A 19,560-nucleotide genomic window follows, 5' to 3' on the forward strand; every position below is an offset into this window, starting at 1 on the left:
CGCTCGGCAAATATAGCGATAGGTATAAATCGCCCAGGACTCGGGAGGGACCAAGTGACCGATGTCGACGAATTGCTCAATTGTCCCTTGTTTGGGGACGTTTCGCGAGACGACGTCGCGCCGCATGCGCGCGATCTATTCACGCGCTTCTATGCGCCTGGCCAAGTCGTATTCAGCCAGGAGGACACCAGCGGCGACGTCTATTTCCTCCGCTTCGGGACACTGTTGGCGCTCCATCTCGATCAGAACGGACGAGAGCTGATTTTCACTCGCCTGCACGCGAAGGACTATTTCGGAGAACTGTCGGCCATCGATGGAGGCGGACGCTCCTTGTCGGTATACTCAAAAACAGACTCATGCCTGATCGTCATCAGACGGCAGGCATTCCTCAGTATGATGGACGCACTGCCTTTGGTGCGACAAAGAGTGACGATCGATTTGGTTGGCCGTATCAGGCGTCTGACGACGCATAGCTACCAATTGGCAAGCCAAAGCGTCGATAAGCGCCTGAAGGCCTATCTTGCTCGCTGCGCCTTGGAAGACGGAGTATTCGAGCCGAACGGCCAGTTGCTCAGATTACCGACCCATGCTGAGATCGCAGGCTCCATTGGTGCCAGCCGCGAGGAGGTTAGCCGCTCGATCTCCGCCTTGAAGCGGGCCAAGATACTGGAAACGGGACGCCAGCGGCTCACCATCCTTCAGCCGAGCGCCTTGCTTCATGAACAATAGACAGCATCGGATTGATCCGACGCCAAGCGTAATTTCGATCGGCACGCGACTTCACCAAAAGACAATCGGCTTGGGATCATACCGGCGCGTCGTTGGCCTCCTTAACAAGGTTTCCGCGTTTTGAATTTCTTCCGGAACTCCATAGGGCCTTGATCATAAATCTTGCGAAACGCGGTTGAGAAATTATTCGGATCTTCGTAACCGACGCTGAGCGCGATATTGAGAATACTCTCCGATCCTTCGCGCAATAGCTGTGCCGCCACTGCGCAACGACGCTGGCGCAGCCAAGTCATGGGACCGACGCCAAACACCTGATTGAACGCCTTGTTCAAGGTATTCCGGTTCGTGCCCATTCTTGAGGCCAGTTCCTCGACGCCAACCGTACGGGCAATATTGACCTCAAGGAACCCACATGCGGATCGCACCATCGACGGGACGCCCAGATCTGCCGGCATGTCCGCGCGACCACTTGCCGACGGCATTCCAAAGAGCCGCCTTTGAATCTCCAAGGCGCTGAATGGATAAGTTATATAGTCGACGAAGCCCCGCCGAAGCAAATTATCCACATCCGGAAGGGTGCGTGCGACTATGGCAATAGGCCCGGACGAAAGGGGCAGACAGATATCGACCGCAGCGTCCTGATCCACGGCGACAAGCAGAACCGGATCCTTTTCCGCAGCATTTGATTTCCTGGCAGAAACACCGGATGCGTCGTCAAGCTCCTGCAGAATTTTCCGCAATTCTCTCATTCTGCTCTCGGACAGGCCGGCCACCAGGAACCGGCGCAGGCTTGTGATTTCCATATACGCCACCGCGAAATGCCTCGCCGCAGGCGGGTAGAGATTTGGCAGGGGCGAATGATCGCCACATGTAAAGTGCTCACGCATGATGAAATCCGATGAAGCTGCAGTGGGGCCGTTGTTGGCCTCATCACCAAATCGAAATCGGATGCGTTTCTCTGTGCGCAGGCTCACACATGGCAGCAATTAATCGGGCTTGCCGGAAACAGTGCAGTTATGTGCGTTCAAAAAAAGAGTTGGCGTGACGGTTGTTTGCACGCATCGTAGCCACGCGGGCTGGAAGGCCTCGGTCTTCGTGACGTCAGGCGCCCGGGGCGTTCTCCCGAGCGGGAAACATCCCGGTTGGTCGATAATGCCCAAGGCGGAGCTATTACCTAATCGTTTCCATATCCGTGAAATGGAACGATGCCGGCGAGCAACTTCAAGCGCTCGTTATTCACTTCATCTACTGGGTTGATGCGAGCAATCGCCGCCCTGGCACGCATCTCCCACAAATGTGCCGATTGCCTGCCGGCTGTTCGCGTAGCGAACTGATAAAGCGACAGGGCCTTTGCGGATCGTCCAGCGCGTTCATGGACGAGGCCGGCCAGCCTTTGTCGTTCCGCTCGCCAGGCGCCCTCGCTGGTACCAGCCGAACCTCTCATCGCCTCCCCGACGCATTCCTGCGCCCGACGATCATCTCCATCCAGCGCATAAACAGCCGCGAGCTTGGCGGACCAGTAGGGTATGCCTATTCCAACCCCTATATGCTTTTGCACGGCGAGCGCCTGCTCCATCCTGGCCCGACAAGACGTGTCGCCCGTAGCCTCGAATTCGGTAATCGTTCTCCACATTCGGCCTGTTGCCGACCAAAAGGAGGCGCCCTGCCTATCCGCAAGAGCGATACCCTTTTGGATGCGGGTCATTGCCAGGTCAAAATCTCCAATATAGGCAAGTGCGACGCCGCCCCAGATATGAATGAAGGGCAGCATAAGTGGTATATCGAGCATGACCTGATGCGCATCAGCCTCGGCGACCAATTCGCGTGTCAGCTGAAATTGGCCAGTGATAGCTGCGGAATGAGGAGAAAAAGCCTGCGCGGTTGCAAGTAGATCCATACCATATTTCGCTGCCAGAGGTGCATGGCGGTCAAACTCATAGAGCGCCTTTATTCTATCCATCGTTGAAAGCTGGTCGTGAAATCTTCCCGAATAAAACTGGATTCCGTTGCGGGTCCCCAATACAGCGAGCTGGTGTTCCGGCAGTCTTGTGTCCGCCGGCATGCGATGGAGCTCTGCCTTCATTCTCGATACAGTCACCGCGGCCGCCTTGGTTTGGCCGATAAGAATTTGATAGGTGAAAATGCCCCAGAATATGGCCAGGCTGTCTCCATCAAACCTATCGGTCTTTCTGAGATGCATCAGGCTGTCCTCGTAGGTATTCAGCACCTCCGGATCGGTAAAGCCGCGCGTCTGCATGAGATTGGCCGCGAGATCCGCAAGAACATTTGCTTGCCGACGTGAAACATGCTCGCCAGCTCGCGTTGATAGCCCTAGCAGGCGAACAGCTTCCCGCAACTGGTTTTCGCCCTCGGCAAAAGCACCAACCGCTGTCGCATAACGACCGGCCCTGTGCCGATAGCCTGCCGCAATGGAGTAATCGCCTCCAGCTTCACGGTGATAGGCAATTTCCGCCATGACCTTATCGCCATCATGTGGATCGCCCCTTTCGAAAATCTCCGCAACTCGTCTGTGAAGGCTCGTTCGGCGTTTGCGCAATAACGTCCCATAAGCCGCCTCCCGGATAAGATCGTGCCGAAAACTTATCGAGGCGGCATCGTCTCGCTGGAAGATCTCGAAGCTGCAGAGACGTGCGATATCGTCGTTTACGACATTCTGATCGAGGTCTAAAACCTGGGCAAGCATCGTTTCATCGAAGCGACGCCCGATCACCGATGCGCCCTGGGCCACGCGCCGCGCTGGCCCGGACGCATCAATCCATGCGATCAGCGCGCCAATCAGCGTTTCCGGAACGGTTCCACGATCAGATATACGCCCCTCATTGAGTTCGCGAAGAAGGTGCTCGAGGTAAAGCGGAACACCTTCAGATCGACTAACGATTTCGCTCGCCAGAGCGATCGCTATTTCTTTTCCACAGCATTGACGGACTGCCGCATGGCAATCAACATCACTTAGCTCCCCAACCATCAGGACCGAAGCTTCTAAATCCCGCAGATCACTGGCGAATTCAGGTCGGCTGCTTGCTAACCATTGGACAGGGCAATCGTTCAGGTCCTCCAGGAGTTTGCCGATCAATTGAAGGGTGCTGTGATCCAGCCATTGCAGATCCTCGACGACGATCTGGATGGGAGCACGTTTCGCGATCGCTCGAAAAGCCGCCGACAGGGCATCAAAGGTCCGCTGACGAATAGTCCCCGGCGCTTCCCTCAACTGCAGTGTCGCCGCCGTTTCAGACTCACACAGTGCTCTGAGATAGTCGGTGTCTTGAGCGTCGAGAGACACGCGATCATCCAGCTTGATCCATTCTATGATCGGGTAAAACACAGTATCGGTCTGGCGTTCGGATCCCTGCAGAATGATCCTCTTCTGCTCGGATTGGCAGCGCAGATTGTGCTCGCGCAATATTCGGCTTTTGCCAATTCCCGGCCTCCCAGCCAGGATGCAAAGCGCGCTCGCATGCCCGGAGCGCCGCACTGTTTGCCAAATAGCGTCGAGCCGGGCCAACTCCGCATCTCGACCAAAGAACGCAAAGCTTTCGCCCACCAGCGGAGTCGCATTCTCGATATCGAGGACCCACACGGGCTCTGGTTCAGGGAATCCCTTCAGGGAAAGATTTCCGATAAAGCGGGCTCCTTGCTGGCGTCGAAGCAACCGATGCGTCAGGCTTGACATATAGACTGATCCAGGAGGCGCGCATGCCTGCAAACGGGCCGCCAGTACGCCACTCGAGCCGATAATCTTCGAATTGATGCCATCAAATTCCGCGACAACCAGTCCCGTAGCCAAACCCACGCGGATGGAAAGACTATTGCCTGCCACTATGATTTTCTTTGCCTTCTCGACGATCTCCCTCGCAGCCTCCGCCGCACGGTCCGCAGCGTCTGGAAAAGCAGTCGGAATACCAAAATGTGCAACAATCCCGTCGGCGAGATGCTCGGCCACAAGTCCGTCCACGGCCTCTACCGCAGCTTTGGCGAGCATATAGTATTGTTGAAGGACTATCTGCAAATCCTCAGGGTCAAGATGCAGCGCAATACCGGTATAATTGACAATATCGGCGAAAAGGACCGTCACCTGTCGCCGTTCCTGCAAAGCATTCGCCTCACTTGAATAAGGTATCCCTTCAGGCACCAACATGGACTTCGGTCTCATTGCTTCCAATTAAAGTCGAACGACCTCTGTGCAGCTGCGACCGTTTTGACCCGTGACGAATCGAACGGATTGCTGAGCGTCCAGTCGGTCCAGCACCGAAATGCTCCGGGCAGGCCATTTTCCCCCTGCCCTCCCCTGAACGGTGGCGATATCAACCGCCCTGCGGGCAGCCCAATCCCATTTGTCGAGTAGATATCGAGATGGGCTGCGACCGGTGCGGCAAATGCCGATCCGACAGAAAAATCGAAAGCCATCGCCTGCCAGGTTCCGAAGAAGCGAGGCGTCAGGATAGGCGCATCCAACAGCGCCCGAACAAGGCTGATATTTCCGAGTTGTACCAGCCGGCCGATCGGTGCGTGATCGAAGTAGCGCATCTGCCAGATTGGGAGATCTTCCTCGCTCACCGTGCGATAAACTGAGCCATTCAACGTGTTGTTGGCGAGCTGCTTGGCAAGTCCGTAGAACAGTCGGCCGGAATAGGTCGCCAGTGCATTGTCCAGAAACAATGCCGGCAGAAAACTGAATACCGTACCGTCTCCGCCTTCGATCTCGACGCAGTTGATTGCGACAATGTTCTCAAGATAACTCTTGAAGCCCATGATCTGCGGCAAAAAACTCGCCCTCACATTCGTCTGCTGATTGAACAGGAACGTTACCGGATGTGTTTTTGGAGGCGTCAGCGATTGTTTCGATAAGACAAGACCGGGAGCAAGCATTTGCGTCACTTGATCCACGGCAAACGCGTGGAAGCTGAAAACCCCTTCCATTGATCCTCTAAGAAAGGCTGAAGTAAGCGGCCAATCAGCATAGGGTGCACCTGTTGAAGATAGCAAGGCGGGCGTCGACAGCTCGCTCGGCACCAGATCAAGCTCTCCGTAGATAGGTTCAGTAGAGCCGGTAAATACTCTTGCGGCGGCCAATCCGGAAATTGTAGCGGCTTCGACACATCCCGCATTGATGCCGCAAAGTGTCCAGTCGCCGGTAATAACGAGATTGACGAAACCCGATTCATCGGGAGCCAGGCGATAGTCGAGTGAACCGGGAACGGAAAGCACATAGCGCTCGGAACCATAAAAATTCTGACGAAAATATTGATTGGCGAAGCGGGCGCCCTCCGATTGCCCCTCGAGAGAAACGAGCAAATTTCTGTCGAACCCGCCGTCGGTATTGCGGGCTTCAGGCCAAATCCGGACCAGGTGCTCATCAGCCCATTTTGCTGCCTGCTCTTGCATGGAGGGCAATGGCACGTCGGCGTTTCTTGAGGGCGAGCAAAAATAGGCGATCGATTGAGGAGCGGGATCCGGCCAGGCTTCGCGAACGAGCAAATGGCTCATATCCGCCCAAGTGTCGAGCGGCTCCGCAAAACCGGTCATGACGGTTTGCATATTCGTCGGATTGAACTTGCTGTACTGGTTGTAGGACCGCACCAGCGCCGGCCATCCGGTCTCTGAAGTCGGCTTGTTCAGCCAGAATTGTACCGCACATGTGGCGACCGTCTCGACCTTCTGAAGCATTTGCTTCCAGCGCGGGGAGGCGTGCGTGAGCTCCTTCGTCATAAAGGGCAGAGATGCCAGTGACGCTCCAAGAATGACATCATCAAAATCGACGCCACGACGAAGAGACTTCGGAAGGCCAACCGGCTCCGGTATTTTTTCCGATTCGAAATCAATACCGCTCTCACACAGCTTTTCGCCGTCGACGAGCTGCGACCAATCCGGTTCGGAAGGCCAGCACGGCAGGCCTTTGACGTCAAACAAAGGATCGTAGGAGCCGGAAAGAACCCGCGCCTGTTCGACCAGATCAATCCGCTCCACGGCATCGCGCGACACCGATAGCGCAAGGTTGGTCACCGCATGGAAGAATTTGAACCGTACCCCTTTCTGCTTCAAGACCTGATAGTATGGTGCAAAGATCGTGTCGCCCATACCCGCCTGCATCTTGAAAAATAAAGCTTCCTTGTAGGTGAACGCCAGCCGGAGCAAGCCGCGCATCGCAGTGCCCGCACCAACGCCGCGATGATCACGTATGCCGGCCGGATATCCGAAGACATAATCGTAACAACCGCGGAACGCTGCGGAGTTGACGGCTTGCAGGGAAGCTCCGTGCTTGAGAAGCCATGCCGTGCATTCAATATTATCGATGGAATTGAAGCCGCGGAGAAAAACCAGGTCCACCACCATGCCAGTCGCAAAGGCCGTTCCGAGATCCAGCATGAAGTAAACCCTTCGCGCTACATCATCATTGATCCACTCGCCCGGCTTTATGCCGTCAAGCCAGATGCGAACTCCTTCCAGAATTTCCATGAGTTCGTCGTTGTCTTTGGCCGTGTGCAATCGCGCGTCGCTCGGCATTGTCCGGGAATAGGCCACGAGGTGATGTATTGGCGTACGAATGGCGGTTGCCCCGCTTGACGGATTCTGCTGCGGCAGTTTGTCCTCTATGGAATCCACCTGACAGGCAAGAAACTCAGCAACCCGCTTGAAATAGTCAAAGGGCTGCGGCAGCACGCCGCCAGTGCCCGGTACCTTGTCGTTTGGTGGGAATTCAATGAACCAAGGACGCCATTCCTGTGGGGAGGTGCCCGGCACATTCTCTGTGAGCATGAAGCTGTTCAAAGGCTTCAATGCTTTATCGAGAGTCCCGAGCGGAGCATCTGGCGAGCGAAGCTTAAGAGCGACAAGCTCGTCGTAACATGAACGAATCAGGCTGAAAGCGTTGTCGTAGAAGCCAGCCCAGATGTGTAAGCCATGTTCCTCTATCCGATCTGCTTTCTTTCGATTGCGTCCGCTCGCACACTTGCCGCCAAGTCTCCATCCGCGTTGATAGATTGTTATGTCATACCGTTGTTGCCAGCCGACCTGCTGCGTCAGTGCATAGGCAGCAGCAATAGATGCGATCCCACCTCCAATGATGGCGATCTTTCTCGTTCCCTGCGTCATGAATGCAAGCTCCCTGTCCCAAGACACTCATTGTTCAAACAAGCCGCTTGACGTCATCCAAATGCGGATAGCGCCGCACGGACGGTGTTATTCAATCGGAATTCAAATGCATTTGACTTCTGACGCTCAGTCAGCCATAGCGAACAACGCGGCCAGGATGACAGCGATTTTCGGTATGCAGGTATCTCGGTCAGAATTCTGCTTGGCACCTCCTGCAATAATTTTCCAACTATCTAATATATGCAATTTCCGATTTAATTTCTCAAGGGTGCACATAACAGTGGCGGCGAGAGATATCCCGTGCCCTCACGGTTGAATCGTGGGGCCAGTGGCCGCCAGGCCCTGAATTCTATTAGGTGATCAAGATGCCTTGAAGTCGATGATTTTCGACGTGTTCCCAACGGGGTATAGAATTCACGGTGTTCAAGACGTGACATTCATCCAAACCATTTCGCTCGGATGTATCGTTGTGAGACACAACATGTGAATTGGCACGGTGATTAGCGGCAAATCGGCGTCACAAGGTGTTGATATTTCAAAGATTGGTGGGGTCATTGCGCGACGCCGACTCACAGTGTCATTGAGCATTGTGGGACGGCCGAGAACCTTTCCGTCAGATTTGGCGCGTTTGAGGCCGGATTACATGCCCACCCACATACATGTCTCAACGATCGCTCAACTGAGCGTGTATTTTGGCCCAGACCGAACCGAGACCTGCTGGACAGGGCAGCTTACACGCCGGCGGCCTGGAGAGCCCCTGCGGCGTCAAAGGGGCCCACGCCTGCAGGCCTCTCTGTGCTGGATCTCTTAATGCCTTTGCCTCGCGCCACGCTTCGGCTTCAGGAAGCGCCCAAAGCCTTAAGGACGGTGAAGCGCGATCGCTACTGGAAGATGATCTAGACGCTCTTGACCGGAATCGAACCAGTGACCGTCAAGAAATAGCTCGCTGTTTCAGGCGATTAGTTAAATTGAGGGGTAACGCCTATGGAACTTAAGTCTCAGGCCTTTTGCCCGATCTCGGTCATTGCATCTCACATATTCGGATAGACCGGCCCCTCGCCGCCCTGCGACGGAACCCAGTTGATGTTCTGGTTGGAATCCTTGATGTCTCAGGTCTTGCAGTGGACGCAATTAAGGCCCGGCACCTGAAAAGCTTCTTAAGCCGCAAGCTCCCCACTCATCATCGTGCGAACCGCTCTTCGAAGACGCCGAAATCTGCCTTGGGCACGGCAATGGAAATACCGATGAAAGCGTCTTAGATTATAACCAATTGACATATTAAATTTGAAAAAAATCATCTAGTCAGGCGTCCGCCGCTGCTAGCCTCTCTGTAATTGGGAGGAGAAGAATGGCGACATTGCAAGAGATGTTCGACGTTCGCGACAAATCGGTCATCGTTACCGGCGGCGCCAGCGGTATCGGTCGCGCTTATGCTGAGGTAATGGCGGATAACGGCGCGCGGGTCTGTATTTTCGATCTCAATCCAACAATGCTCGACAGCGTCGTGGCAGAGCTAAAGGTCAATGGCGGCAATGTGTGGGGACAGGTCGTCGATGTGGCCGACCGTCCGCGTATGAAGGAAGCCTTCGATGCCGTGGCTGAGCGGCATGGCCGGATCGACGTGGTCTTCGCCAATGCCGGCATCGATGCCGGGCCTGGCTTCCTGTCGACGACCGGCGGGCGTATCGCCGAAGGTGCGATCGACGTACTCGACGATCACCACTGGGACCGGGTCATCGAGGTCAATCTCTCGTCGGTCTACACGACCGTGAAGCACTCGGCGCGCCATATGAAGGCGACAGGCGGCGGCCGGATCATCGTCACCTCCTCCATCGCCGGCCAGATCAACGAGGCGATCGTCGGCACGCCGTATATGCCGGCCAAGGCGGGCGTCGATCATTTCGTCCGGCAGATGGCGATGGAACTGGGCATGTTCGGCATCCTCGTCAACTGCATCTCGCCCGGTCCTTTCATGACCAATATTGCCGGCGGCCGGCTGAAGATCCCCGCCGACCGGAAGGCTTTCGAGGAGCAGTCGCTAGTCGGCAGGATCGGCGACACCGAGGACATCAAGGGGCTGGCGCTTTATCTGGCGTCACCCTGCTCGTCCTACGTCACCGGCAGCCAGATCGTGATAGACGGCGGTTCGATGAACCGCATCAGGTGAGGCGATTGGCGGGTCTGGGAGGACCGGCCGTCACCGAATGGGCGTGCAGATGACAAGAACACCAGAGGGAGGAGACCAAGGTGGATCTGAAGACGAAATTTGCGCAGCCATCCCGCCGGACCGTGCTCAAGGGCATGGGTGCCGGGCTCGCTGCCTCCGTACTCGGCGCACCGATGATCGCCAGGGCGCAATCGTCCGGCACGATCAAGCTCGGCTTCGTGACGCCGACGACCGGCCCTCTCGCCTTGTTCGGCGAGACCGACGGCTGGGCGGCCCAGAAAGTCAAGGCCATGCTGAAGGACGGCCTCGAGACTTCAGCCGGCAGGTTCGATGTCGAGATCCTGATCCGCGACAGCCAGTCCGACCCAAACCGCGCCGCCGAGGTCGCCGGCGACCTCATCCTGAACGACGGGGTGCATCTGCTCTTGCCGGCCTCAACAACCGACACCGTCAGCCCTTCGGCCGACCAGGCGGAACTTAACGAATGCCCCTGCCTGTCGACCGGCGCACCCTGGCAGGCGGTGATCTTTCCGCGTGGCGGCCAGAACAAGCCGTTCAACTGGACATATCACTTCTTCTGGGGCCTCGACGAGGCGCTTAACACCTTTGTCGGCCTGTGGAATACGCTCGACACGAACCGCAAGGTCGGCATGCTGTTCCCGCAGAATGCCGATGGCGAGACCTGGGGCAACAACGACTACGGCCTGCCCGCGCCGGCCCAGAAGGCCGGTTTCGCAATCACGGTTCCCGGTTTCTTCCAGCCGCGCACCAATGATTATTCGGCGCAGATCGCCGCGTTCAAGAATGCCGGCTGCGAAATCGTCGGCGGTATCACCTATCCCGACGATCTCAAGACCTTCATCAACCAGTGCGCCCAGCAGGGCTACAAGCCCAAGGCCGTCACCGTGGCCGCAGCGCTGCTCTTCCCAGGTGGAGTGCAGGCGCTCGGGCCGCTCGGCGACGGCATGTCGTCCGAGGTCTGGTGGACACCCGCCTTCCCGTTCAAGTCGACGCTGACGGGTCAGGTGAGCCGCAAGATCGCCGACCAGTGGGAGAGCGAGACCAAGAAGCAGTGGACGCAGCCGCTTGGCTACAGCCACGCGATCTGGGAAGTGGCGCTCGACATCCTCAAGCGCGCTTCCAATCCGCTCGACCGCACCTCGATCCGCGATGCCATGGTCGAGACCAAGATCGATACGCTGATCGGCAAGATCGATTTCTCCAGTGGTCCGCACAAGAATGTTTCGACGACGCCGATTTTCGGCGGCCAGTGGGTCAAGGGCGAGACATGGCCCTACGACCTGAGGATCGTCGACAACACCGTCAACAAACTGTTCGAACCCGAACAGAAGATGAAGGTGATTCCCTGGGCGAGCTGATCCCTGACGCGTTGGGCATTGCTGCCGGGCGGCCCGCCCGCCCGGCTATCTGAAGGCATGAAGACCGGAGGGGCGGCGCCTGCCGTGGCCCGGAGCGGAGGATCGATTGAACGGCGTATTGCTAGAAGCGAGAGGATTGAGCAAATCCTTTGGCGCGCTCCGCGTCCTGCATGACATCAGTTTCGACGTTCGGGGCGGCGAGGTGCTCGGTATCCTCGGCCCCAATGGGGCGGGCAAGACCACGTTGTTCAACCTGATCAGCGGCGACCTCAGGAACGATGCCGGCGAACTCGTCTTCGCCGGCGAGCGCCTCGTCGGTCAGCCGCCCTATTCGCGCTGCAAGATCGGTATCGGCCGCACCTACCAGATCCCCCGGCCCTATGTCGGCATGTCGACCTTCGAAAACCTTCTCGTGGCCGCCACCTTCGGGGGCGGGCGTACCGAGGCCCAGAGCTATGCGCTCTGCGCGCAGATTCTGCGTGATTGCGAGCTGGCCGACAAGGCCAACCGCTCGGCCGGATCGCTGACGCTGCTCGACCGCAAGCGGCTGGAACTGGCCCGCGCGCTGGCCTCGAGTCCGAGCCTGCTGCTGCTCGACGAAATCGCCGGCGGACTGACCGACGAGGAAGGCAAGGCGCTCGTGCAGCTGATCCGCCGCATCCGCGACCGCGGCGTCACCATCGTCTGGATCGAGCATGTTCTACACGCTTTGCTGGCCGTGGCCGACAGGATCATGGTCCTGAACTTCGGCGAGAAGATCGCCGAGGGGCTGCCGGACGACGTCATCAAGAACCCGGAAGTCCGGCGCGTCTATATGGGGATCGAGGGATGACGGGAAAGACGCTTCTCTCCACCCACGGCCTCAAGGCCCGCTATGGCGACTTTCAGGCGCTCTATGGTGTCGATCTTGAAATCGCCGAGGGCGAAGTCGTCGCCCTGATCGGCGCAAACGGTGCCGGAAAATCGACGCTATTGAAATCGATCATGGGTCTGATCAAGGTCGCGCCTGACATGGTGCGCCTCGGCGATCGAGCGGTCGGCGGCAGCCGGCCGCATAACATGGTGGCCGACGGCGTGGCGATCGTGCCCGAGGGGCGCCGGCTGTTTGCCGGCATGTCGGTGCTCGACAATCTGCGTGTGGCCGTCGACCATGCCGCACCCGACCGCGGCGACGCCTGGACGATCAAGCGCATTTATGCGCTGTTTCCGATCCTTGAAGAAAAGCAGGCGACGCCGGTCCAGTCCCTCTCCGGTGGCCAGCAACAGATGGTGGCGATCGGCCGCGCCCTGCTCAACCAGCCGCGCCTGCTGCTGTGCGACGAGATCAGCCTCGGTCTGGCACCGAAGGTGGTCAAGGAAATCTATCAATCCATCCCGTCGATTTCGCAGAACGGCACCGCCATCGTGCTGGTCGAACAGGATGTCGGTCTCGCCAAGTCCGCCTCGGATCGGCTCTACTGCATGCTGGAGGGTCGCGTGACCCTGACCGGTCGCTCCGCGGATATGTCTCGCGAGGCGATCGGCGAAGCCTATTTCGGAGCATCCCATGCAGTGGCTTGACGGACTGGTCCAGGGCATTCTCCTCGGCGGCCTCTATGCACAATATGCCCTCGGCATGGCGCTGATGTTCGGGGTCATGCGTGTCGTCAACATCACCCATGGCGATCTGATGATCCTGCTGGCGCTGATCGGCATCAGCCTCGCCTCGACATTCGGCCTCGGACCCTGGTCGGTGCTGATCGTGCTCGTCGCGCTTGGCGGCATCATCGGCATCATCCTGCAACGGCTGATCCTCAATCGCGTCGTCGGTGCCGACCCGCTGCCCTCGCTGATAGCTACCTTCGGCCTGTCGATCGCGCTACAGAACGCGATGCTGCAGGTCTGGTCGGCCGATACGCGTTCGTTGCCGAGCGGCGGCATTGCCCAGGCCTCCTTCGAGCTTGGGCCGCTCTTCGTCGGGGTGCTGCCCGTGATCGTGCTGGTCACAGCCACCGTGCTGACGGCGGCACTCGCGACCACGATGCGATATACTCGCTTCGGGCGTTCGCTGCGCGCGGCCGCCGCCGATGTCGAGGCCGCGGCGATGACCGGTGTCGATCCGAAGGCCGTCTATGCCGGTGCGACGGCGCTTGCCGTCGGTATCCTGGGCTTCGCGGCGGTCTTCCAGTCGATGCGGTCGACGGTATCGCCGGCCGATGGCGCCTTTCAGCTCATCTATGCCTTCGAGGCCGTCATCATCGGTGGCATGGGCTCGATCTGGGGCGCGTTCATCGGCGCCATGGTGCTCGGCATCGGCCAGTCGATCGGGTTCCGCATCGATCCCGGCTTCGGCATTCTCGCCGGCCACCTCCTCTTCCTGCTCATTCTCGCACTGCGGCCGCAGGGCATTCTCGGAAAGGACTGAGACCGTGAACCACGCGCTCGCAACCGCACCGGGCCTAGCCGGCACCACGGATCTGCCGCCGGTCCGCGTTCAGCGCCAGACCCTTTCCGGTGTCATCGCCATGGGGCTGGGCGTAATCGCGCTCCTCAGCATCGCCTCGATGCCGCTCTGGGCGAGCCAGGGTCTGATCCGCGACGTAGTCGAGCTCTGCTGCTACATCGCCGTCGCCCAGATGTGGAACCTGCTTGCCGGTTATGCCGGGCTGGTGTCGGTCGGTCAGCAGGTCTTTGTCGGCGTTGCCGCCTATATGATGTTCGTTATGGCGCAGCTCTGGGGCATCAATCCGTTCGTCGCCGTGCTGCTGGCGATGATCGCGCCCGCCCTGCTCGCCATCCCCACCTATGGCCTGCTGCACCGGCTCGACGGTCCCTATTTCGCGATCGGCACCTGGGTCGTCGCCGAGGTGCTGCGGCTTGCAACTTCGGTCTTCAGCTACGTCAATGGGGGCGCGGGCATGAGCCTGCGCGTCATGACCGGCTATTCGCCCATGGAACGCGCCGTCGGCGTCTCGCTCCTTTGCGCGCTGATGCTGCTTGTCACGGTCGGCGGCAGCTATTGGCTCATGCGCTCGCGCTATGGGCTGGCGCTGATCGCCCTGCGTGACAATCCGGTCGCGGCGGCAAGCCAAGGCGTCAATGTCAGCCAGCTGCGCTTCCTCATCTGGGTTGCCGCGGCTGTCGGTACGGGCCTTGCAGGCTCCATCTATTTCATGGCCCAGCTGCGCATCACGCCACCTTCCGCCTATGACCCAAACTGGGCCAATGTCGCGATCTTCATCGTCATGGTCGGCGGGCTGGGCTCACTGGAAGGCGTGCTGATCGGGGCGCTGATCTATTTCTTCGCCGAGCGCTGGTTCGGCCAGTATGGCGCGACCTATCTGGTGGTGCTCGGCCTGCTCACCGTGTTCATGGCGCTTTTCGCGCGCGGCGGCCTCTGGGGTCTGATCTGCAAGGTCGTTGACGCGCCCTGGTTTCCGACGCGACGAAGATTGATGGAGGACCCGACATGAAGGCCGTTCTGTTCGATGGCGTCGGACTGCCATTGACGGTGGGCGAACGTCCCGTCCCGGAGCCGGCGCACGATGAGGTTCTGCTCAGGATTGCCGCCTGCGGCATCTGCGGATCCGACCTGCACATGACAGAGGACCCGACGACCTTCGGCCTCAACCGCCACGATGTGCTCGGCCACGAATTTGCCGGCGAGGTGATCCGACGCGGCAGCGCCGTCTCCGAGCTCAAGCCGGGCGACCGGGTGGCGGTGGCGCCGATGCGCGGATGCGGCGCATGCGACAATTGCATAAAGGGCGAGCCCGCATGGTGCGCCGAGATGCGGCTGATCGGCGGCGGATATGCCGAATTCACCACCGTCGCCGCCCGTCAATGCCGTATCCTGCCCGACGACCTTCCCATCGAGGAAGGCGCACTGGCCGAACCGGTCGCCGTGGCACTGCATTGCGTCATGCGGTCGGGACTGAAGGCCGGCGACCGCGTGCTGATCCTCGGCGCCGGACCGATCGGCCTGCTGGTCGCCTTCTGGGCGCGGCGCCATGGCGCCCGCGATGTTATCGTCGCCGACATCAACCGGCATCAGGAAGAGCGCGCGGCCTCGGTCAGCGCGACCGGCTTTGCCATCTCCGGCCCCGGACTTGCCGACGATTTCCGTGTCCAAACGGGCGGCGCACCCGACATCGTCTTCGAATGCGTCGGCAAGCGCGGTCTGATCGATTTCGCCTGCAAGCTCGTCCGCACCCACGGAACGGTGGTCGGCGTCGGTCTCTGCGTCGGCGGCGACGAATGGGATCCCTTCGCGGCGTTGTCGAAGGAAATCCGGCTCGTCTTCGCGGTGTTCTTCAACATGGCCGAGTTCGAGACGGCGCTTGGTGCGCTCGGCGCCGGCCGCTACCGCCCCCAGGCGCTGATTACGGGCCGGGTCGGCTTCGACGACGTGCCTGAGACCTTCGAGGGGCTCAGGCGCCGAACGACACAATGCAAGGTGCTGATCGCCGCGGATGCGGCGTGACCGAATGTACGAGGAGGATAGGCTATGGAGTTTGAGACCCTGACGCAGGACATCGATGGCGTCCTCACGGTCGTGAAGGCGATCGGCCACGGCCCCGCCGTGCTCGCCCTGCATGGCGCGGCAACGATCGAGGGGCACGACTGGGCGCGCGGCCTTGCCGACCGTTTCCGCGTCTACCTGCCCTTCCATCCCGGTTTCGGGGAGAGCGCCGAGGCGCCGCACATTTCCGGCATGCAGGACATGGTGGTTCACAATCTCCGCCTCGTCACGGCGCTCGGCCTTGAGCGCCCGCATCTGGTCGGTCATTCCATGGGTGGCTGGATGGCGGCCGAGATCGCCGCCGTCGCCGGCGAACGGTTCGGCAGGCTGGTGCTGAACGCGCCGGCCGGCCTCAACCATCAGGATCATCCCGGCGCGGATCTGAGCCAGATCCCGCCGGATCAGTTTCCCGCCTATCTCGCCCATAATATCGAGGTCGCGGCGCGTTATTTCCCGGGCGGTTCGGAATGCCCCTCGGTCGAGGCTTTCCTCGCCGCCCGCGAGAAGGAGGGCACGGCGCTGGGCAACCTTCTCAAGGTGCACGGCATGGGTCATCCGAATCTCGGCCGCTGGCTGAACCGGATCCCCAACGAGACCCTGATCGTCTGGGGCGACAGGGACCGTATGCTGCCCGCCTCGCAGGCGCCGCTCTGGCAGACTGCCATCCCGAATGCCCGAACGCTGATCATCGAGAATGTCGGCCATTTCGCCATGCAGGAAGATCCACGCACCGTCACCGCCATCGGCGACTTCCTCGCCAAGTGAAACCCGAGCGCGGCGCCGCGGGCGATCTGCGACGACCAGGACCATCAAGGAGGAACTGTCAATGAACGCACCTATCAAGCACGCATCCGGCTACTGGGGCACGAAGACGGACTTCGCGTCCCTCATGGCTCATGTCGAGAAGATCGGCCCGATCCTCGACAAGAATTCCGAGGCGAACGAGAAGCTCGGCCGCCTCAACGACGAGACCTTCGAGGCGCTCAAGCCTATCCGCATGAGCCATATCTTCGCCGGCGAGGACATTGGCGGCGCGCAGCTCTCGCCGACGCAGGGCTTGCGGCTCATCGAGGCCATCACCTATCACAGCGGCGCGGCCGGCTGGGTCTCGATGGTTCATGCCTGCATCGGCGCGATGTCGGCGGCCTTCCTCCCCGACACCGCCATCAGCCGCCTGTACGGCGGCAAGACCGACAACCGGTTCTCCGGGCAGGGTACGCCGACCGGCATGCTGACGAAGGTCGACGGCGGCTATCGTCTGAACGGCAAATGGTCCTATGCCAGCGGCATCTACCACGCGACCTATACTCATACCGCAGCCCTGCTCGACGATGGCAACGGCCAACCGGCCAAGGACGAGAAGGGCGACGTAATCGTGCTCTGCGCCCATGCGCCGGTCGACGACTACGAGCTGCTCGGCAACTGGAACGTCCTTGGCCTTCAGGCCACCGGCAGCATCGATTATACCGCCAATAATGTCTTCATTCCCGATGACATGGTGTTCCCGATCTTGACTGCCGAGCCGCAGCGCATGCAGGAATTCTTCAGCCTCGGGGTGGTGGGTCTTGCCGCCATCGGCCATTCCGGCTGGGCGATCGGTGCCTCGCGCCGCATGCTCGACGAGGCCGCGAAATACGCGAAGACCAAGACCGGCCGCGCCGGCCTGCTCGGCGAAAGCGACAAGTTCTGGTACGATTTCGGCCGGGCCGAAGCCCGTGTCCGGGCCGCCCGCGCCTTCCTTTTCGAGGTCTGGCGCGAGGTCGAGGCATCGATCGAGGCCGGCAAGCGGATGACGACGCGCCAGATCAGCCTGGTGCATCTCGCTAAATCTGAAGTGCATGAGGCCGGCGTCGATGCCTGCCATTTCGTCTATCGGTCGCTCGGTGGAGCTTCGCTGCGCTACGGCGTGATGCAGCGGATCTATCGCGAGATGCTGACGGCCGCGAACCATTTCACGATAAACCCGAACGTCGTCGCCGCTGCCGGCCGCGACATTGCCGGCCTGTGGAGCGACCGCACCTGGCAGTTCTACGACCTGGTCGAGAAGAAATGAGCGCGCCGGCGAAAGAAATGCCGGGCAAGGGGGCTGCGCCCGAAACAGGCGCCGCCGCCACTGGTTCCGGCCTCACGGAGGCGTTCCTGGCCGCCTTCAGGCACCATCCGTCCGGCGTCGCCATCATCACGGCGGAGGGTGCCGAGGGTCCTGTGGCGCTGACCGTAAGCTCGCTGATCTCGATCAGTGCCGCCCCGCCGATGGTCGCCTTCTCGCTCTCGGCATCGTCCTCAAGTGCGAAGGTGGTCGAGCGCGCCGCATCCGTCGTCGTGCATTTCGTACGCCGTGCCGATATGCAACTCGCCCGGCTCTGCGCGACATCCGGCAAGGATCGCTTCGGACCGGATGTGCGCTGGTCGCGCCTCGACAGCGGAGAGCCATACTATCCGCAGGTCGAGCTCTGGTTTCGCGCTGAGCTGCGCGGCCGGCTGGAAACGCCGGGCGCTTGCCTGGTGACGGCGGAACTGACATCCGTCTCATCCGGCGCGCATGCGACGCGGCAAGCTGAAGCGCTGGTGTATTCCAACCGGGCCTGGCACGCGCTGGGTCCGGTGGCCGATACTGCCTCGGCGCCGGTGCTGTTGTGGCCGGACGATTCTGCGACCTTCTGAGAAAAAAGGCCGGCGAGTGTCCGCCGGCTTTTCCCGCTACATGCCCCAGATCACGGACTGTTCGTGGCGCTTGATCAGATGCCTCAGATTCTCGAAACTCTTGCGAAGATGCGCCGAGAACGCCTCGATGGCCGGTGCGCCGAGATCGCCCGAGCGCCGGAGCAGGCCGAGCGCCCGCTCCGGATGGGGGATTTCGACCGGCAGCGCGGTGATCGCCCTGTCGTTGCGGTAGGCGAAGACGACGCTATGCGGCAGGATGGTCAATGCGTCGCTTTCCTTCATGTAGTTGATCGCACTCGTCAGCGAACCGCCCGCATAGCGGATCTTCGTCTCGGTGGCGCCAAGCGAGAGAACCAGGCTGCGCAGATCAGCGAGCAGCGGACTGCCGGGCGGCGGCGCGATCCAGGGAAAGTCAAGCAGTTCAGGACCCGCAAGCTTGCGCTTGAGCAGCAGCGGATGCGTAACGCGGCAGGCCACGACATTGCGGCCGGGCAACAGTTCCTGGAAATGCATGCCCGAGCCCTCTTCGAGCATGTCGATCGGGCAGATGGCGAGGTCGATCCGGTCTGCGACGATGGCAGCGCGCAGTTCGGAAAGATAGCCGTAGCTCTGCTCGATGCGGACGTCGGGAAAGGAATTCTGGAAGCCCGCGACCATGCCGGCGATCAGAGCATCCATGAAGAAAGGCGTGCCGCCGACGCGCACCAGCCCGGTGCGGCCATGGCGAAAGCCTTCTACGAGGGTGGATGCCTTGCGGGCAGAGGTCAGGATGGTTTGGCCGTGATCGGCCAGCGCCCGTCCGAGCGGCGTTGGTTGCAGCGGCCGCCGTCCCTTGAGGAAAAGCGGCTCGCCCAGACGCTTTTCCAGCATCGCAAGCGTGCGCGACACAGCCGGCTGGCTGAGCCCGAGCATGGTCGCACCCTCGGTCACGCCGCCTGCCTGGACGACCGCTGCGAGCTGCGCGAGGTGCCTTTCATCGATCTTCATAACAATAACGAATATAAATCGCC

15 protein-coding genes and 1 pseudogene are annotated in these 19,560 nt (G+C 60.1%); 11 read left to right on the top strand and 5 right to left on the bottom strand.

Annotated features, from left to right (window positions below):
- Positions 1-54 precede the first annotated feature (54 nt).
- Positions 55-729 (top strand): Crp/Fnr family transcriptional regulator, encoded by a 675-nt coding sequence (locus HGP16_RS31455; RefSeq protein WP_168843856.1) that lies wholly within the window; start codon positions 55-57, stop codon positions 727-729.
- 101 nt (positions 730-830) lie between these two features.
- Here HGP16_RS31455 and HGP16_RS34295 read toward each other — a convergent pair whose 3' ends face one another.
- From HGP16_RS34295 to HGP16_RS31475, 4 genes and pseudogenes are all read right to left on the bottom strand, one after another.
- A complete protein-coding gene (locus HGP16_RS34295; RefSeq protein WP_246703616.1) occupies positions 831-1,616 on the bottom strand; it encodes a helix-turn-helix domain-containing protein in 786 nt (261 codons plus the stop codon).
- A 287-nt stretch (positions 1,617-1,903) separates the two neighbouring features.
- On the bottom strand, positions 1,904-4,885 hold the full coding sequence (locus HGP16_RS31465) for an AAA family ATPase (protein ID WP_168843857.1): 2,982 nt from the start codon (positions 4,883-4,885) through the stop codon (positions 1,904-1,906).
- Positions 4,886-4,896: 11 nt separating this feature from the next.
- A complete protein-coding gene (locus HGP16_RS31470; RefSeq protein ID WP_168843858.1) occupies positions 4,897-7,839 on the bottom strand; it encodes an NAD(P)-binding protein in 2,943 nt (980 codons plus the stop codon).
- A gap of 1,031 nt (positions 7,840-8,870) precedes the next feature.
- Positions 8,871-8,975, bottom strand: a pseudogene (locus HGP16_RS31475) (4Fe-4S dicluster domain-containing protein); the annotation flags it as partial.
- Positions 8,976-9,187: 212 nt separating this feature from the next.
- On the opposite strand from HGP16_RS31475, the gene HGP16_RS31480 reads away from it, so the two are divergent.
- The 10 genes from HGP16_RS31480 to HGP16_RS31525 all read left to right on the top strand — a co-directional run bounded on the left by HGP16_RS31480 (position 9,188) and on the right by HGP16_RS31525 (position 18,550).
- Positions 9,188-10,006, top strand: coding sequence for an SDR family NAD(P)-dependent oxidoreductase (locus HGP16_RS31480; protein ID WP_168843859.1), 819 nt, complete (start codon positions 9,188-9,190; stop codon positions 10,004-10,006).
- 80 nt (positions 10,007-10,086) lie between these two features.
- Positions 10,087-11,385: an ABC transporter substrate-binding protein gene (locus HGP16_RS31485; RefSeq protein WP_168843860.1), complete on the top strand. Its 1,299-nt coding sequence runs from the start codon at positions 10,087-10,089 to the stop codon at positions 11,383-11,385.
- A 136-nt stretch (positions 11,386-11,521) separates the two neighbouring features.
- Positions 11,522-12,217: an ABC transporter ATP-binding protein gene (locus tag HGP16_RS31490; RefSeq protein ID WP_205926759.1), complete on the top strand. Its 696-nt coding sequence runs from the start codon at positions 11,522-11,524 to the stop codon at positions 12,215-12,217.
- Positions 12,214-12,945, top strand: a complete 732-nt coding sequence (locus tag HGP16_RS31495) for an ABC transporter ATP-binding protein (protein WP_168843862.1) — start codon at positions 12,214-12,216, stop codon at positions 12,943-12,945. The genes HGP16_RS31490 and HGP16_RS31495 overlap by 4 nt, the downstream gene beginning before the upstream one ends.
- Positions 12,932-13,789: a branched-chain amino acid ABC transporter permease gene (locus HGP16_RS31500; RefSeq protein WP_168843863.1), complete on the top strand. Its 858-nt coding sequence runs from the start codon at positions 12,932-12,934 to the stop codon at positions 13,787-13,789. The genes HGP16_RS31495 and HGP16_RS31500 overlap by 14 nt, the downstream gene beginning before the upstream one ends.
- Before the next feature lie 4 nt (positions 13,790-13,793).
- Positions 13,794-14,837: a branched-chain amino acid ABC transporter permease gene (locus tag HGP16_RS31505; protein ID WP_168843864.1), complete on the top strand. Its 1,044-nt coding sequence runs from the start codon at positions 13,794-13,796 to the stop codon at positions 14,835-14,837.
- The gene (locus HGP16_RS31510; RefSeq protein ID WP_168843865.1) at positions 14,834-15,847 is read left to right on the top strand and encodes a zinc-dependent alcohol dehydrogenase; all 1,014 of its coding nucleotides are present in this window, start codon (positions 14,834-14,836) and stop codon (positions 15,845-15,847) included. Before HGP16_RS31505 ends, HGP16_RS31510 begins: the two co-directional genes overlap by 4 nt.
- A gap of 24 nt (positions 15,848-15,871) precedes the next feature.
- Positions 15,872-16,651 (top strand): alpha/beta fold hydrolase, encoded by a 780-nt coding sequence (locus tag HGP16_RS31515; protein WP_168843866.1) that lies wholly within the window; start codon positions 15,872-15,874, stop codon positions 16,649-16,651.
- A 61-nt stretch (positions 16,652-16,712) separates the two neighbouring features.
- A complete protein-coding gene (locus HGP16_RS31520; RefSeq protein WP_168843867.1) occupies positions 16,713-17,939 on the top strand; it encodes an acyl-CoA dehydrogenase family protein in 1,227 nt (408 codons plus the stop codon).
- A complete protein-coding gene (locus HGP16_RS31525) occupies positions 17,936-18,550 on the top strand; it encodes a flavin reductase family protein (protein ID WP_168843868.1) in 615 nt (204 codons plus the stop codon). Before HGP16_RS31520 ends, HGP16_RS31525 begins: the two co-directional genes overlap by 4 nt.
- Positions 18,551-18,586: 36 nt before the next feature.
- On the opposite strand, the gene HGP16_RS31530 is transcribed toward HGP16_RS31525, so the two are convergent.
- Positions 18,587-19,537 (bottom strand): LysR family transcriptional regulator, encoded by a 951-nt coding sequence (locus tag HGP16_RS31530; RefSeq protein ID WP_168843869.1) that lies wholly within the window; start codon positions 19,535-19,537, stop codon positions 18,587-18,589.
- Positions 19,538-19,560 lie beyond the last annotated feature (23 nt).

It is taken from the genome of Rhizobium sp. P40RR-XXII (assembly GCF_012641405.1).
In the GTDB taxonomy this organism is placed as follows: domain Bacteria; phylum Pseudomonadota; class Alphaproteobacteria; order Rhizobiales; family Rhizobiaceae; genus Rhizobium.